The sequence below is a fragment of the Lysobacter xanthus genome, assembly GCF_047159895.1.
This window is the reverse complement of the sequence record NZ_BAAGAB020000007.1, coordinates 25,457-40,899: the sequence shown is the minus strand read 5'-3', so window position 1 is coordinate 40,899 and position 15,443 is coordinate 25,457. Positions and strand designations below refer to the sequence as shown.

Below are 15,443 nucleotides of genomic sequence, written 5' to 3'. Positions count from 1 at the left end.
GACGGCCCGTCGCGCGCGCTTTGCTACCGTAGCCGCGCTGCGGTCAAGGACGCTCCCGCGTGGCCGAATCTCCCGTGCTGTCCGCTTCCCCCGATCGCGCCCGCCCGCGGGTGCCGGGTGCACTGCGGACGACGGCCGGCATCGTCGCGCTCGCCATCGTCTATGCCGCGCTCGCCCTGCTGGGCCTGCGCTGGGGCATTGCGCGTGGCGTGGCCTCGCCGGTCTGGCCGGCGGGCGGCGTCGCGCTCGCGGCCCTCGTGCTGTCCCGTGGACGCTACTGGCCGGGCATCGCGCTCGGCTACCTCGCGGCAGCGGCGCTCAACCACTCGCCCAATCCGGCGTGGACGCTCGCGACCATCGCGGCCGGCAACACCGGCGCCGCGGTCGCGGGCGCATGGGTGCTCCGGTGCTGCCGCGTCAGCCCCGCGTTCGAGCGCTTCCGGGACTTCGTGGTCTTCTGCGCCGTCGCGCTCGGCGTGGCCGTGCTGGCGGCGACCGTGGGTTCGCTCGCGATCGGCCTGTCCATCCACCTTCCGTCCGAGCGCATCGGGGTCATGTGGATGCACTGGATGCTTGGCGACCTCACGGGCGTGCTGGTGGTGGGCACGCTGGTGCTGGCCTGGGCGCGCGGCCGCGAGCCGCGGCGGCTGCGCTGGTGGTTCGAGCTCGCCGCCTGCCTGATCGCCGCGGGGCTCATCGGCACCTTCGTGTTCCTGCGCGAAGGCGAGCGCATGTACACCTTCATCGCGTTCTGTCCGCTGATCTGGGCGGCGCTTTCGCTGCGGCTGCGCGGAGCGTCGGCGGCCTGCGCGCTGATGGCGGTGCTCGGCGTCACGGGCACCTCGCTGGGCACGGGCCCGTTCGCGATGCTGACGCCCCATGCGCGCTACCTCGACCTGCAGGTCTTCATCGCCGTCACCACCGTCGCCGCGCTCGTGCTCGCCGTCGTCGCGGACGAGCGCCGCTCGCAGCGCGCGCTGGTGCTGAGCGAAGCGCGGCTGCGGCTCGCGCTGGAGGCGTCGGACACGGGCCTGTGGAAGGTCGACCTGCACAGCGGTGCGGTGAACTTCTCGCCCGAATGCGCGGCCGTCACCGGCCTCACCGCGCAAGACGTGGAGCGCACGCGCAGCGGCGTGGTGCGCCTCGTGCACGAGGACGACCAGGCGCGCGTGCGGGCGGCGTTCCAGCAGGCGCTCGCGAGCCGCTCGCGCTTCGAGAGCGAGTTCCGCATCGTGCGACCGGACCGCAGCGAGATCTGGCTGCAGGCGCGCGGCCGCGCGCTCTTCGACGGCGACGGTCGCCCCACGACGATGCTGGGCACGATCACCGATGTCACCGCACGCCGTCGAAGCGAGCGCCAGCTCGAGGAGCAGGCGCGACTGCTCGACCTGACCCGCGACGCGATCCTCGTGCGCGACGTCGATGGCCGCATCCGCTACTGGAACGACAGCTCCGAGCGCCTGTACGGCTTCACGCGCGAGCAGGCGATCGGGCGCATGGCGCACGAACTGCTGCAGACCGAATTCCCGAAGCCGCTGCGCGAGATCGCCGCGGAGTTGCTGCGCGAGGATCGCTGGGAGGGCGAGCTCGTGCATCGTCGGCGCGACGGCGAGGCGCTGATCGTGCTCTCGCGCTGGGTGCTGACCCGCGATGGAACCGGCCGGCCGCAGTCGGTGATGCAGACGCAGACCGACATCACCGAGCGCAAGCGCGGCGAGCTGTCGAGCGCGTTCCTCGTCGAGCTCGACCACCGCATCGCCCAGGCCGCGAGCGCCGACGACGTGGCCGAGACCGGGCTGCACCTGCTCGGCGCGCACCTCGGGCTGCTGCGCTGCACGCTGTCGGACATCGACCTCGAGCATGCGCGCATCCGCACCCTGCACGAATGGACCGACGGCGCGCCGCGCGTGACCGGTTCGTTCGACGCGCGCGAGTTCTTCACCAGCGAACTCGGCATCGCGCTCGCCTCGGGCGAGGCAGTCGCGATCCGGGACCTGCGCGTGGATCCACTCACCGCGCCGTTCGCGGCCAACTACCTCCCGTACGGCACGGTGGCGCTCGCGGCGGCGTCGTACGTCATCGAGGGGCGTCTCGCGGGCACGCTCACCGTCGCCGCCGGCGAGCCGCGCAGCTGGCGCGTCGACGAGATGCTGTTGCTGCGCGAGGTGGTCGCGCGACTGTGGCCGGCGATCGAACGCGCGAAGGCGATCGCCGCCCTGCGCGAATCCGAACTGCGCTTCCGCCAGCTCGCCGACACCGCGCCGATCATGATCTGGGTCGCCGAGGCGGACGGCCGCTGCAGCTACGTCAGCAAGCGCTGGACCGAGTTCACCGGACGCGTCTACGAGGCCGAGCTCGACTTCGGTTGGCGCGCCGTCGTGCATCCGGAGGATCTTGCGGGCTATGCCGAAGGCTTCGAGCGCGCCGCCACCGCGCAGACGGCCTATTCCGCGGAATACCGCGCCCTGCGCTGGGACGGCGCCTGGCGCTGGCTGCACGCCACCGCGCGCCCGCGTTTCGGCGCCGGCAGCGAGTTCCTCGGCTACATCGGCGCGGTGATGGACGTGACCGAGCGTCGCGAGGCCGAGGAAGCGCTGCGCGAGGCCGATCGCCGCAAGGACGAGTTCCTCGCCACGCTCGCGCACGAACTGCGCAATCCGCTGTCGCCGATCCGCACCGGACTGCAGGTGCTCGACCTGACCGACGACGTCGAGACCGCGCGGCGCACGCGTCGCATGATGGATCGCCAGCTCGGGCACATGGTCCGGCTCATCGACGACCTGCTCGACGTCTCGCGCATCACCAGCGGCAAGGTGGTGCTGCAGCGCGAGCGCATTCCGCTGCAGGACGCCGCGCTCGCCGCGGTGGAGTCGGCGCGTCCGCAGATCGAGGCCGCGCGCCATCGGTTGACCGTCGACCTGCCCGAGGCGCCGCTGTGGATCGACGCCGATCCGACGCGCATCGCCCAGGTGATGGGCAACCTGCTGACCAATGCGGCGAAGTACACGCCGGAGGGCGGGGACATCGCGCTGCGCGTGCACGAATGCGACGGTGCCGCGTGCGTCACCGTCACCGACACGGGTCTCGGCATTCCGCCGGAGGCGCTCGGTGACGTCTTCGGCATGTTCGCGCAGGTCAACCGCACGCTGGACCGCTCGCAGGGCGGGCTCGGCATCGGCCTCGCGCTGGCGCGGCGCCTCGTGGAAATGCACGGCGGCAGCATCGTCGCCGAGAGCGCGGGCCTCGGTCAGGGCAGTGCGTTCACGGTGCGCCTGCCGATGGCTCTGCCTCCGGCCACCGTGATCGGCACGCCGTCGCGCAGCGGCCCCGACGGCGTGCGCCATCGCGTGCTGGTGGTGGACGACAACGAGGACGCGGCGACGAGCCTCGCGATGATGCTGGAGCTCGAAGGCCATGCCACGCGGACGGCCTTCGACGGCGCGGAAGGCCTGCGCCTGGCGGCCGAGTTCCGGCCCGACGTCGCCTTCCTCGACATCGGCATGCCCGGCATGAACGGCTACGAGCTCGCCCGCGCGCTGCGCCTGCAGCCGGGACTGGAATCGACGCTGCTCGTCGCGGTGAGCGGTTGGGGCGGTGCGAACGACAAGGAGCGCTCGGCCGAGGCCGGCTTCGACCTGCACCTCACCAAGCCGGTGAGCGTCGAGGCGATCGAGGACGCGGTGATGCATGCGGTGCGCACGCCCGCCGGGCCACGGCCCCAGCGCGCCGTCACGAAGTCTTGATCCGGGCTTGACCGCGGGCGTCGTAGAACGGCGGCGTCCGTTCCAGGCCCGCCGCCATGTCCGCGACCCGTTCCGACTGGACCCTTCTCCCCGCCACCTCGAGCGCCGTGCACGTCACCGGGCTGACCGTCGTCGCGCTGCCCGCGCGGGGTCGCACGCGCTACCGCACCGTTCCGCTGCCGGGCACGCTGCCGGCGCCCGGCCCGGGCCTGTCGGACGACGACGTGCAGACCGTCGCGCGCATCGTCGACCAGCGCGTGCGCGAAGGCGGACGCCTGCTGCGCGAGGCCCTGCGCCGGCGCCGACGGACGGCGACGCTGCACTGAGGGCCGCGTCACGCCGGCCGTCGCGGATCCGGTTAGACTCCAAGTTGTGCGCGCCGTCACGGTCTGCACCGTTCGACCGCGGGAAGGGGCCCTTGGTCGGATCGCATCGCATCGCATCGGGAGCCGTCGCGGCCGTGACTCTGCATCTGCTCCACACCCTCTTGGCGGGGCCCGACACGCCGGAACCCGATCCGGTCGGCCGCATGGACCGCGAGGTCATCGGCCAGGTCGACCTCGACCGTGCGAGCGCGCTCATCGAGCGCCGCAGCAGCTCCGCCCTGCTCGACGAGCTCGCCGGCATCGTGCAGGCGCTCGAGGTCGCCGACCTGCGCACCGCCCATCGCCGTCCCGGCATCGTCGCCCGGCTGCTGGCCCGCGACCTTTCGGCGCAGGCCCGGGCCCGACAGGCCCGCGACCACATCCGTATCCGCCTGCAGCTCGCCGAGCGCCGCGCGCAGGACGTGGCCGCGCACATCTGCGAACTCGACGAGGCCATCGCGCACGTCGCCCGCCAGAGCGCGCGGCTCGTGGAGATCGCCGAGCGCGGGCGGGGCGCGTTCGAGTCGCTCGCGATGCGCGGGGAATCCGGTCCCGATCCCATGGAGCGCCGGCTCGCGCACCTGGGCATGCTGATCCGTTCGTGGGACGTCGCGGTCGCGCACATGCGCCTGGTGCGCCAGTACGGCGAACTGCTGCTCGCACGCTATGCCTATGTGCGGGACGTCGTGGTGCCGGGCTGGCAGCGGGCCGTGGAAGCGCCCGGCGGCCCGGACGGCGCCGCGCCGGACGGCAGCCTGCGCGAGGCGCTCGCCTCGCTGCTGCATGCCACGTCGCCCGAGCCCGCGGTCTTCCCGCGCGGCGCGGACGTGCGCGTCTGAACGCCTAGCGCGCGAGGCGTTCCACGTCGCGCGGCGACCTCGGCCCGCGCGGATGTCGATGCCCTTCGAGGCCCGGCGCGTCGGCGCTCGCGGCGACGTCGATCGGCGTCGCCGCCACCGGCGCCGGTCGCATCGACTTCGGCGAACCGAACACCTGTTCGAGCAGCCACGGTCCCGGGGCCGGCGTCGCGGTGACGTCCGGGCCGGGCGCCACGCGGCTGCCGAGCGCCATGCCCATCGCGAGCACCAGCAGCCCGCACATCATCACCGTCCTCGGGTTGCGGACCATGGGGCAGCCTCGTCGCGGGCCTTCGAGGCTGTCATGCGTGCCTTGCACGCGGTGTGGACGCCGGGCGATCGCCGCGCACGCGTTCATGCGCGGTAGGCCGCGGTGTCGACGGCGTGACGTTTCCCGATGGCGCCCGCTCGCCTAGGATCGACGCGCGCACCACCGGAAATGGACGGGATGACCAGGACGTTCGTGATCGTAATGACAGCCACGCTGCTCGCGGGCTGCGCCGCCGCGCCCGCGCCTCGCGAGCGCCCGATCGTGGACGGCGCGTCGGTCGCGCGCGGGGTCGAGCTGTGCCGCACCCGGGTCGCCGAGATCGAGGCCCGCCTCGGTCCGCCGAGCCGCGACGGACGCCTCGGTCGTGCGCGACTGCTGACATGGATCGTCGACTGGGACCCGCTCGTGCGTTATCTCGGCGTCCTCGCCGACGCGGACGGTCGTGTCGTGGATGTCGTGTGGGACGCGCCGTCGGAAGTGCCTTGGACGCCGGTCGACCGCTGCCGATGACGCGGCCGCGATGGATGCTGGCCGCCGGCATCCTCGCGCTGCTGGTCGGTTTCGGCGCGTGGCTGCACGGGCAGCGTGCAGCGATCGTCGCTGCGACGGAAGCGCCCGCCGCCTCGGTGCCGGCCCGTGTCGAGCCGTCGCGGGCGCACCGCCTGCGCGAAGCGGAGTCGAATCGCAACGCCCAGTCGGACGACTGGAATGACGCCGCGCAGCGCGCAGTGGAACAGCACGCGCGTCGCCTCGCCGCCAGTCCCGATCCGCGGCAGCGTGTCCTCGGGCTGCGGATCCTGCTCGGCGGCAGCACCGATCGAGTGGCGCGACGCAAGGCGCAGGCGATCGCCGCCGCGCTGCTCGCCGAATCGCCCGACGACGAAGTGCTCGCGCTCGCGCAGACGTGGTTCTGCGACGACGCCGGAATCCCCTGCACCGACGCGCAACGCGAGGCCTGGGCGAAGGCGGCGCCCGACAACGCCGCCGCGTACCTGGGCCTGCTGGACGCGCATCGCGACGATCCGGTCGCCGTCGACGCGCTGCTCAAACGCGCCGCCGACGGCGACCGCTACGACGCGCAGACGGAGACGTTGCAACTCGAGACCATCGCGGCGTTCGACGGCCTGGTGCTGCCGCCTCTTTCTCCTACGCATCGTGCCGCGCTGCGGACGATGGGCTTTGGAGGCGACGACGCCAGCGTCCGGCGGATGCTCGTGCAGGGCAGCGTGTTCACGTTGCCGCTGCCGCCTCTGGGCTCGGTGACCCGCCTGTGCGTCCCGCCGATCAGCGCAACGCGTGCGCGCGATTGCCGCACCGTTCTTCTGCGCATGGTCGGCGCGCGCTCGCTGGTCGAGCACAACGTCGCGGTTGCGATGCTCGAGCGCCTCACCCGTGGCACGCCCGAGGGCCTGCACTGGCAGGCCGAAAAGCGCGACATTCGATGGCGCATGCTGAAGTTCGCGGGCGTGCGGACCGACGCCCGGTACTGGGACGACTTCCAGCGCCTCGGGGAGGTCGGCGCGATCGCGCGCGCCCTGCAGCGTGCCGGCATTCCCCTCCACGCCCCGCCCGGGTGGGCGCCGCCATACGGCTGAGCGGCGACCCCTCGTCGGCTCGACCGGTCCGCTCGCCTCCGCCGTCTTCAGCGCGACCGGGTACCGCCCGATACTGGGACAGGACCGGTGACCCCGCCGGTCGGGGGAGGGGCGCGATGGCGCGCGAGGCATCCGGACCATGCCGGCCGCGACCGACCGGCTGAGCGACGCGGCACCGCCGCGACGCCCGTCCGTACACGTCTGGCGCCTGCGCATCGCCGCCGTGCTCGTGGCGATGCTCGCGGGCATCGCTCCCGTGGGCGCGCAACAGCCCCTGAAGGACGACTTCGCCGAGGTCTGGACCACCCGTGACGGCCTGCCGCACAGCACGGTCAACGCGGTGCGCCAGACGGCCGACGGCTACCTCTGGCTCGCCACCTGGGAAGGCATCGCGCGCTTCAACGGCCGCGACTTCCGCCTGTTCCGGCGCGGCGACATCCCCGGCCTGCTCGACGACAGCGTGCGTGCCCTCGCCATCGGGCCGCGCGGCGACCTGTGGGCCGGCAGCACCCGCGGCGGCCTGGTGCGCTTCCGGAACGGTCGCTGGACCACGCTCCCGCCCGTCGACGGGCTGGTCAGCGACCTGATCGAGTTGCCGGACGGACGGCTCTGGGTCGCCACGCTCGCCGGCCTCGTCCGCATCGAGGCGGACGGCCGCCGCGTGTCCATCGGCACCGCGCAGGGCCTGTCCAGCGGCGCGGTCAATGCGATCGCCGTCGACGCGGGCGGGCAGGTCTGGGCCGGCACCAGCCGCGGGCTCGCGCGCATCGTCGGCGATCGCGCCGAAGCCGTCGCCGGCCTGCCGCCGGGCACGGTGCTTTCGCTGGCCGACACCCCGGACGGGCTCGCCGTCGGCACCGAACACGGGCCGTGGCGCCTGCGGTCCGGGCGCTTCGAACTGATGCATCCCGACCTCGCCGACGACGCGGTCATCCGCATCTGGCGCGATGCCGACGGCAGCTACTGGTTCGGCACCCTCGGCACCGGTCTCGCCCGCCTCGACCGCGGACGCATCGACCGCCTCGGCGTGGACGACGGCCTGCCCAACAACCGCGTGCTCGCGGTGCAGCGCGACCGCGAGGGCAGCCTGTGGCTCGGCACCAATGCGGGGCTCGTCCGCCTTCGCGATGCGCCGATGCGCGCGTACACGCGCGCCGGCAGCGGGCTGTCCGACGACTTCGTGCGCGCGGTGCTTGCCACGCGCGATGGCCGCGTCTGGATCGGCACCAGCAAGGGCCTGAACGTGCACGAGGCCGCGGACGCGCCGATGCGCGTCGTCGGCGCCGGCACGCCGCTCGCCACGCAGTCGATCCTCTCGCTCGCCGAATCGCCGGCAGGCGACGTCTGGATCGGCACCTTCCATGCCGGCGCACTGCGCTGGTCCGGCGGCCACGTGGTCGAGACCCTCGACACGCGCGCGGGCCTCCCGTCCAACGAAGTGCGCGCCGTGCTCGTCGGCCGCGACGGGCGCCTGTGGGTCGGCACGAAGCAGGGCCTCTACGTGCGCGATGCACGCGGCGGGCGCGTGCTCGACGTGGCGAGCGGGCTGCCGAGCGACTACGTGCAGTCGCTGCACGAATCGGCCGATGGCTCGGTCTGGATCGGCACCAACGGCGGCCCGGCGATCGTGCGCGGCGACCGCGTGCGCAGCGTCGACCTGCGCCGCGCCGAGGACGCGCGCTACGTCTTCGCGGTCTTCGAGGTGCCCGGCATCACCGGCACGTGGCTGGCGACGGACCGCGGCCTCGTGCACGTCGGCCCATCGGGTCGCGTGACCCAGGTCAGCCGGGCGCAGGGCCTGCCGTTCGAGAAGGTCTTCGCCGGGGTTGCCGACCGCGCCGGGGCGCTGTGGCTCACCGGCAACGAGGGCGTCGTGCGCACCTCCGTCGCCGAGCTCGCCGCCGTGCTCGACGGTCGGCGACGCGCGCTCGATACGCGGCTGTTCGGCCACGGCGACGGCATGATGAGTTCGCAGGCGAACGGCGGCTCCGGCCCCTCCGCCGCGCTGGATCGCGACGGCCGCGTCTGGGTGGCGACCGCGCTCGGCGTGGTGCGCGTGGACCCCGCCCGCGCAACGCACGGCCGACCCGCGCTGCCCCCGGTCGCGCTCGAGGTGTTCGAGGTCGACGGCCGCCCGCAGGCGCCGTACGCCCCGCACGTGCTGCCGGCCGGCAGCCACCGGCTCGCGGTCGAATTCGCATCGCCCAGCCTGGTCGCGGCCGGCCGCATCCGCTACCGCTACCGCCTCGACGGCTTCCGGCCCGACTGGATCGAGCTCGGCGACCATCGCGAAGTGCAGTTCACCAACCTCGATCCGGGCCACTACACGCTGCACGTGCAGGCCTACGTCCCCGGCGAGCGCGGCACCGCCGACATGCGCGTGCCGTTCACCGCGCAGCCGTACTGGTGGCAGCGCCGCGACGTGCAAATGATCGCCGCGCTGCTCGCGGGCGTGCTGCTGGCCATGCTGTACCGGCTGCGCATCCGCGTACTGCGCTCGCGCGAGCGACGCCTGCTCAGCCTCGTCGACGAGCGCACGCAGGCGCTGCAGGTGCAGACGCGCATCGCCGAGCGGCTCGCGCGCACCGATCCGCTCACCGCGCTCGCGAACCGTCGCGCACTCGACGAGGGCCTTGCCCAGGCGATCGCCGCGGCGCACGGGCAGACGCTCGCCCTGCTGCTCGTCGACATCGACCACTTCAAGCAGGTCAACGACACGTATTCGCATGCCGTGGGCGATCTCGCCCTGCGCGCGGTGGCGGAGATCCTGCAGGGGCAGTCGCGATCGTGCGACGTGGCTGCGCGCTGGGGCGGCGAGGAATTCGCGTTGCTCCTGGTGGACTGCGGGCCGGGGCAGGCCCGTGCGGTCGCCGAGCGCGTGCGAGCGGCGATCGCGATGCTCGACTGCGAGGCGTACGCGCCCGGCATGCGCCTGACCGCCAGCATCGGCGTCGCCCTCGGGGATGCCGAAGAGGGCGCCGAACGGCTCACCGCCCGCGCCGATGCCGCGCTGTACCGGGCGAAACGCACCGGACGCGATCGCGTCTGCGTGGACCGCATGGACCCCGTCGCGCACGCGGACTGATGCGCGTTGTAGATTTCGATCCGCCGGGCGGTCTGGGGCGGCAGGATCGGGACGCCGGTCGAATGTGGCCGTCGGCCGCAGGGACGCCGCTCCCTTGGCCCGGTTCACAAACAGGAACGCGCCGGCCGCGCGCTGAGACGCCGACGGGCGAGAATCGCGGCCGCTCCGCGCCGACCGCCTGCCTTCGATGACCAAGCCCGCCGTTCCCCGCGTCCTGGACGAGGCCGCCAAAGCCGCGGTGCGGCAGTCGTACGAGCAGGTCTCGACGCGCGTGCCCGGCTTCGTGCCGCGGCGTTCGCAGCGCAGCCTGATCGCCACCTCGTCGCGCGCGCTCGGCACCAGCGGCGGCTTCGCCGTGGCCGAGGCGCCGACCGGCACGGGCAAGTCGCTCGGCTACCTCATCGCCGGCATCCCGACCGCGCTGATCGGCAAGCGCAAGCTGGTGCTGTCCACCGCGACCGTCGCACTGCAGGGCCAGCTGGTCAGCAAGGACCTGCCCGCGTTCCTCGCCGCCACCGGCATCGAAGCGCGCGTCGCGCTCGCGAAGGGCCGGCAGCGCTACCTGTGCGTGCGCGATGCGATGGAGCTGGCGGGCGGACAGACCGCGCAGGCCGACCTCGGCTTCGACCTGCCGGTCGCCGGCTGGCCGCGTCCGCCGCAGCCGCTGGAGGTCAAGGCGGTCAACGCACTCGTCGGCGCCTTCGAGCGCGGCGAGTGGAACGGCGATCTCGACGAGGCGCCGCACCCGGTGCCGGAGGCCGTGCGTCCGCTGCTCAGCACCACGTCGGGCGCGTGTTCCAACAGCCGCTGCGCGCATTCGTTCCGCTGCCCGGTGCTGGCCGCGCGCAAGGATATGCGCGACGCCGACATCATCGTCGCCAACCACGCGATGGTGATCGCCGCGCTGGAGCTCGACGGCAATGCCGACCCGGAGGCGCAGTCGGAGAACTTCCTGATCGGCGATCCGGCCGCGTGCACGTTCGTCTTCGACGAAGGCCACCACCTCGCCTCGGTCGCGATCGAATCGGGCGCCTCGCGCCTGCACATGGGGGCGTTCGGGCGACGCCTCGCGAAGATGGACCCGGTGTTCGCCGCGCCGTTCCGCCTGCTCGACAAGACGAAGATCGGCAATCGCGAACTGGCCGACGCGCACGCCGACCTCAAGCGGCTCACGGATGCGGCGAAGGCCTTCGAGCGGCTGCTCGAGGCGCACTGGGTGCCCGACGCGAACGAGCGCGAGCCGATGTGGCGCGCGCGCCTCGGCGTGCTGCCCGACGACTGGCGCGCGCACGCCAAGGCGCTCGCCAGCGACACCGGCAGCCTGCTCGAATGGCTCGACGCCGCGCGCCGTCGCGTCCTGAAGGCGGAAGGCTCGCCCGCGAACGAGCGGGTCACCCGCGCGATGGGCACCGCGGTCGAACAGCTCCGCGAGGCGTTCGACCTGTTCTTCGCGTGGGGCCAGCAGGACCCGGCCGGCGAGGCGCCGCATGCGCGATGGATGACGGTCGGCCTCGACAAGGGCCTGGTCTGCCACGCCTCGCCGGTGTCGGCGGCGAAACTGCTGCGCCGCCGGCTGTGGTCGCAGGCCGATTCGGCGCTGGTGACCTCGGCGACGCTGAGCGCGGGCGGCGACTTCCGCGCACTGGCGGCGTCGATCGGGCTGCCACCGGAGGCCGAGTGCGTCTCGCTGCCGTCGCCGTTCGACCTCGACCGCCAGGCCGTCCTGCAGGTCCCCAAGTTCCCGGTGACGCCCGACAGCGAGGCGCATCCCGCGGCGGTCGCCGACTGGCTGGCGCGCGAACTCGTGTGGAGCCGTGGCTCGCTCGTGCTGTTCACCTCCCGCCGCAAGATGGACCAGGTCTTCGCGCTCATGCCCGAAGCCTGCAAGCCGGACATCCGCATGCAGGGCGCGATGGGCAAGCAGGCGCTGGTCGACGCGCACTGCGCCGCGATCGACGCGGGCGAGGGCAGCGTGCTGTTCGGCCTCGCCTCGATGGGCGAGGGCCTCGACCTCGCCGGCGAATACTGCTCGACCGTGGTGATCACGCAGCTGCCGTTCGCGGTGCCGACCGAGCCGGTGCTCGCGACGAAGTCCGAATGGCTCGAATCGCGCGGGCAGAACGCCTTCATGCTGGTGTCCGTGCCCGAGGCGACGCGCATCCTCACCCAGTACGCCGGCCGGCTGATCCGCACGCAGCACGACACCGGCCGCATCGTGCTGCTCGATCGCCGCGTGGTCGAGAAGCGTTACGGCCGCGACATCCTCGACGCGTTGCCGCCGTTCCGGCGGGACGTGGCCAAGTAATGAAGTCGGGCAGCGCTCGGGCCGTGCCCAAGCGTTCGAACCGGCTCGCAACGCGCGACGGGGCGCTTCTGCGGGCACAAAAAAGCCCGCGAATTCGCGGGCTTTTTCAGGTTCACCGACTGGTGGCTATGGGTGGACTCGAACCACCGACCCCAGCATTATGAGTGCTGTGCTCTAACCGGCTGAGCTACATAGCCATTCGGTGAACCGCGAATTCTTCCGGTTCCCCTGCCGCCTGTCAATGCGTCGCACGGCCGGTGGCGTTCGCTTGTTGTCCACGGAACCCCGTGGCAGAGTCGGTCGAAGTGGCCCCGCGCCGAGCAGACCGAGGTCCGCATCGTGATCGATCCGGACGGCTATCGCCCCAACGTGGGCATCGTGATCATGAACACCGAAGGCCGGGTGTTCTGGGCGCGTCGCGTCCATCGTGACGGCTGGCAGTTCCCGCAGGGCGGGATGAACACCGACGAGACGCCGCTGGAGGCGATGTACCGGGAGCTCCAGGAGGAGACCGGCCTGCAGCCCGACCACGTCGAGGTGCTGGCCGCCACCCCGGGCTGGCTCCGCTACCGGCTACCGCAGCGCGCGATCCGCCGCCGGGACCGCATGGTCTGCATCGGCCAGAAGCAGGTCTGGTTCCTGCTCCAGCTCAAGGGCGAGGAATCCCAGGTCCGGCTCGATGCCACGGACTCCCCGGAGTTCGACCACTGGCGCTGGGTCGACTTCTGGTATCCGCTCGACCACGTGGTGACCTTCAAACGCGGCGTCTATTCGCGGGCGCTGCGCCACCTCGCGCCGACGGCCCGGCGCATCGCCGGCCCGGCCGCGATCCCCCAGCCGACGCCGGACGTCCACGACGCGCGCGGCGCCCGCGGGCAGAGCCGGCAGCGGCCCCGATCGCCGGGACCGTCGCTTCCTTTCCCGGGCCTGACGGGCGAGCCCGCATCTAATTGACAATCATTCGCATTCGTAGTGGACTGGGCGCAGGTTCCCGACTCGTCCCGCCCGCCATGTACGTCTGCATCTGCAACGGCGTCACCGATCGCGACATTCGCCAGGCCGCGGAGGCCGGCTGCCGCACGATGACCGAGCTCACCATGCGCACGGGCGCCGGCTCGACCTGCGGCAGCTGCATCGAGATGGCGACGTCACTGCTCGACGAGGTCCACGCCTCGCGCGCGCTGCCCTTGCCGCAGTTGTCGCAAGCGGCCTGACGCCTGCGGCGATGCACTCGATTCGCGTTCCGTCGCTGCGTCGCGCCAACCGCTAGAGTGGCGGCCCCGCGTCATCGCAACGGCAGGCCGTCATGAAAGGCGATCCCAAGGTCATCGAGTTCCTCAACCGCGCGCTCTACAACGAGCTCACCGCGATCAACCAGTATTTCCTGCACGCCAAGATGCTGAAGAACTGGGGCCTGAACGAACTCGCCGACCACGAGTACCACGAGTCGATCGACGAGATGAAGCACGCGGACAAGCTGTCCGAGCGCATCCTCTTCCTCGACGGGCTGCCGAACTTCCAGGCGCTGGGCAAGCTGCGCATCGGCGAGAACGTGCGCGAACTGCTCGCATGCGACCTGGCGCTGGAGTACGAGGCGCTGCCCGCGTTGCGCGAAGGCATCGCGCATTGCGAGCAGGTCAACGACTACGTGAGCCGCCAGCTGTTCGCCGACATCCTCGCCTCCGAGGAAGAACACATCGACTGGATCGAGACGCAGCTCTCGCTGATGGATCGTCTGGGCGACGCGCTCTACCTGCAGAGCAAGATCGAATCCTGATCCATCAGCCGGCCCGCCGCAGCGCGGGCCGCCGCCGCAAGAGCGCGCGCATCCGGCGCCACAGCCACGCGAGCGCCACCGCCACGACGATCGTCAGCAGCGTGACGAGGCCCAGCGCGGCCAGCGGATGCGCGACGAGCAGCGCGAGGATGCCGACCGTCGCCACGTCCTCGCCGGTCGAGGCGGTCCAGTTGGTCACCGGCTCCGGCGACGTATTGAGCAGTGCGCGCGTGCCGGCCTTGAGGGCATGGCTCGCGAAGGCGACGCCGGCGCCCGTCGCGAGCGCACCCGCGCCGAGGTCGCCATCCGGCGACAGCGCCGCGGCCGCGAGGAAGGCGCCCACGGGGACCCGCAGCAGCGTGTGGACGAGATCCCAGGCGCTGTCCACGCCCGGGATCTTGTCGGCGAAGAATTCGACGAGCGCGAGCACGCCGGCCACGCCGAGGACCCACGGCGACTGCGCGACCTGCAGGCCCGCAGGCAGGTCCATCCAGCCGAACGCACCCGCGAGCCCGATGCCGAAGACGGTGAGGTAGACGCGCACGCCGGCGAGCCAGGCGAGCACGAGGCCGAGGGCGAACAGGGGCGCTTCGGGCATGGCGGGACTCCGGCGGCCGTGAGGCATGGAAGCGCCCCGGACGTGCAGGCGCCGTCGGCATACTAGGCCCGACCCCGTCATCGGATTCGCCATGGACCCCACGCCGCCGCATGCCGCCCGCGCCGGAATCGGCCTGGTCGTCGCCCTCGGCGTGTTCCTGGTGGCGCTGCTGTTCGGCGCCTGGGGCGTCTGGCAGGTGGCCCGCGGCGTGCGGCCGCCGCCGTGCGACACCGCGACGACCGAAGAACTCGCGCAGCGCGTGGCGACACTCGCCCGTTCGGACCAGATCAGCCGCGACGCCAACGGCCGCCTGCAGTCGGTGCTGGCCGAGCGCGAGGAGCAGATCGCGCAGCTCAAGGCCGACGTCGACTTCTACGAACGCCTCGTCGGCGCCACCGGGCGTCGGCACGGGCTCAGCGTCCACGGGCTGCGCATGCAGCGCCAACCCGGAGGCGCCTGGCACTTCACCGCGGTGCTCACCCAGAACCTCGACCGCGGCGGGGTGACCAGCGGCGAACTCGCGCTGTCGGTGGAAGGCAGCCGGCAGGGCCGGCTGGAGACGCTCGACTGGGCCGCGTTGCGCCAACAACCGCGTGCGGCGGGCACGCCGTTCTCGTTCCGCTATTTCCAGGAAGTGGAGGGCGACGTCTTCCTGCCCGCGGGCTTCACCCCGGTACGCGTGAGCGTGCGGCTGCGGCCGAGCGGCGGCAGTGCCGTCGAGCATGCGGTGACGTGGGCGGAGGCGACGGCGCCGCCGCCCTGATCCCCGCGGTACCGCGACGGCGTGCGCGGCCGCACACGGGCGTCGTCGGGCCGGACGCCGATGCGACGCAGCATCGCGTGCGTT

At 72.6% G+C, this 15,443-nt stretch carries 13 protein-coding genes and 1 tRNA gene; 11 read left to right on the top strand and 3 right to left on the bottom strand.

Annotated features, from left to right (window positions below; genetic code table 11):
* Positions 1–59: 59 nt before the first annotated feature.
* The 3 genes from ACY35P_RS04105 (at position 60) to ACY35P_RS04095 (ending at position 4,947) form a co-directional block, all read left to right on the top strand.
* Positions 60–3,743, top strand: coding sequence for a PAS domain S-box protein (locus ACY35P_RS04105; RefSeq protein ID WP_462114563.1), 3,684 nt, complete (start codon positions 60–62; stop codon positions 3,741–3,743).
* A gap of 56 nt (positions 3,744–3,799) precedes the next feature.
* The gene (locus ACY35P_RS04100; protein WP_462114562.1) at positions 3,800–4,069 is read left to right on the top strand and encodes a hypothetical protein; all 270 of its coding nucleotides are present in this window, start codon (positions 3,800–3,802) and stop codon (positions 4,067–4,069) included.
* Between the two features lie 134 nt (positions 4,070–4,203).
* Positions 4,204–4,947, top strand: coding sequence for a hypothetical protein (locus ACY35P_RS04095; protein WP_462114561.1), 744 nt, complete (start codon positions 4,204–4,206; stop codon positions 4,945–4,947).
* 4 nt (positions 4,948–4,951) lie between these two features.
* On the opposite strand, the gene ACY35P_RS04090 is transcribed toward ACY35P_RS04095, so the two are convergent.
* The gene (locus ACY35P_RS04090) at positions 4,952–5,236 is read right to left on the bottom strand and encodes a hypothetical protein (RefSeq protein ID WP_462114560.1); all 285 of its coding nucleotides are present in this window, start codon (positions 5,234–5,236) and stop codon (positions 4,952–4,954) included.
* 177 nt (positions 5,237–5,413) lie between these two features.
* On the opposite strand from ACY35P_RS04090, the gene ACY35P_RS04085 reads away from it, so the two are divergent.
* From ACY35P_RS04085 to dinG, 4 genes are all read left to right on the top strand, one after another.
* A complete protein-coding gene (locus tag ACY35P_RS04085; protein WP_462114559.1) occupies positions 5,414–5,746 on the top strand; it encodes a hypothetical protein in 333 nt (110 codons plus the stop codon).
* Positions 5,743–6,831 carry a hypothetical protein gene (locus ACY35P_RS04080; protein WP_462114558.1) on the top strand — a complete coding sequence of 363 codons (1,089 nt, stop codon included), beginning with the start codon at positions 5,743–5,745 and terminating at the stop codon, positions 6,829–6,831. Before ACY35P_RS04085 ends, ACY35P_RS04080 begins: the two co-directional genes overlap by 4 nt.
* A 139-nt stretch (positions 6,832–6,970) precedes the next feature.
* Positions 6,971–9,916 carry a ligand-binding sensor domain-containing diguanylate cyclase gene (locus ACY35P_RS04075; RefSeq protein ID WP_462114557.1) on the top strand — a complete coding sequence of 982 codons (2,946 nt, stop codon included), beginning with the start codon at positions 6,971–6,973 and terminating at the stop codon, positions 9,914–9,916.
* A 187-nt stretch (positions 9,917–10,103) separates the two neighbouring features.
* Complete coding sequence (gene dinG / locus ACY35P_RS04070) at positions 10,104–12,221, top strand: ATP-dependent DNA helicase DinG (RefSeq protein ID WP_462114556.1); 2,118 nt, start codon at positions 10,104–10,106, stop codon at positions 12,219–12,221.
* Positions 12,222–12,341: 120 nt separating this feature from the next.
* Here dinG and ACY35P_RS04065 read toward each other — a convergent pair.
* A tRNA-Met gene (locus ACY35P_RS04065) sits at positions 12,342–12,418 on the bottom strand.
* Between the two features lie 142 nt (positions 12,419–12,560).
* Here ACY35P_RS04065 and ACY35P_RS04060 point away from each other — a divergent pair.
* The 3 genes from ACY35P_RS04060 (at position 12,561) to bfr (ending at position 13,998) form a co-directional block, all read left to right on the top strand.
* On the top strand, positions 12,561–13,175 hold the full coding sequence (locus tag ACY35P_RS04060; protein ID WP_462114555.1) for an RNA pyrophosphohydrolase: 615 nt from the start codon (positions 12,561–12,563) through the stop codon (positions 13,173–13,175).
* A gap of 56 nt (positions 13,176–13,231) precedes the next feature.
* The gene (locus ACY35P_RS04055; protein WP_462114554.1) at positions 13,232–13,435 is read left to right on the top strand and encodes a (2Fe-2S)-binding protein; all 204 of its coding nucleotides are present in this window, start codon (positions 13,232–13,234) and stop codon (positions 13,433–13,435) included.
* Between the two features lie 92 nt (positions 13,436–13,527).
* The gene (gene bfr, locus ACY35P_RS04050; RefSeq protein ID WP_462114553.1) at positions 13,528–13,998 is read left to right on the top strand and encodes a bacterioferritin; all 471 of its coding nucleotides are present in this window, start codon (positions 13,528–13,530) and stop codon (positions 13,996–13,998) included.
* 4 nt (positions 13,999–14,002) lie between these two features.
* On the opposite strand, the gene ACY35P_RS04045 is transcribed toward bfr, so the two are convergent.
* Positions 14,003–14,596, bottom strand: a complete 594-nt coding sequence (locus tag ACY35P_RS04045) for a DUF4126 domain-containing protein (protein ID WP_462114552.1) — start codon at positions 14,594–14,596, stop codon at positions 14,003–14,005.
* A gap of 91 nt (positions 14,597–14,687) precedes the next feature.
* Between ACY35P_RS04045 and ACY35P_RS04040 the strand changes: the two genes are divergently transcribed.
* Positions 14,688–15,359 carry a DUF6776 family protein gene (locus tag ACY35P_RS04040; protein WP_462114551.1) on the top strand — a complete coding sequence of 224 codons (672 nt, stop codon included), beginning with the start codon at positions 14,688–14,690 and terminating at the stop codon, positions 15,357–15,359.
* Positions 15,360–15,443 lie beyond the last annotated feature (84 nt).

Bases quoted from the DNA above. Each gene is read 5' to 3' on its own strand.
- ACY35P_RS04100 (WP_462114562.1), top strand. From the start codon at position 3,800: ATGTCCGCGACCCGTTCCGACTGGACCCTTCTCCCCGCCACCTCGAGC.
- ACY35P_RS04090 (WP_462114560.1), bottom strand. From the start codon at position 5,236: ATGGTCCGCAACCCGAGGACGGTGATGATGTGCGGGCTGCTGGTGCTC.
- ACY35P_RS04085 (WP_462114559.1), top strand. From the start codon at position 5,414: ATGACCAGGACGTTCGTGATCGTAATGACAGCCACGCTGCTCGCGGGC.
- ACY35P_RS04080 (WP_462114558.1), top strand. From the start codon at position 5,743: ATGACGCGGCCGCGATGGATGCTGGCCGCCGGCATCCTCGCGCTGCTG.
- ACY35P_RS04075 (WP_462114557.1), top strand. From the start codon at position 6,971: ATGCCGGCCGCGACCGACCGGCTGAGCGACGCGGCACCGCCGCGACGC.
- dinG (WP_462114556.1), top strand. From the start codon at position 10,104: ATGACCAAGCCCGCCGTTCCCCGCGTCCTGGACGAGGCCGCCAAAGCC.
- ACY35P_RS04055 (WP_462114554.1), top strand. From the start codon at position 13,232: ATGTACGTCTGCATCTGCAACGGCGTCACCGATCGCGACATTCGCCAG.
- bfr (WP_462114553.1), top strand. From the start codon at position 13,528: ATGAAAGGCGATCCCAAGGTCATCGAGTTCCTCAACCGCGCGCTCTAC.
- ACY35P_RS04045 (WP_462114552.1), bottom strand. From the start codon at position 14,596: ATGCCCGAAGCGCCCCTGTTCGCCCTCGGCCTCGTGCTCGCCTGGCTC.
- ACY35P_RS04040 (WP_462114551.1), top strand. From the start codon at position 14,688: ATGGACCCCACGCCGCCGCATGCCGCCCGCGCCGGAATCGGCCTGGTC.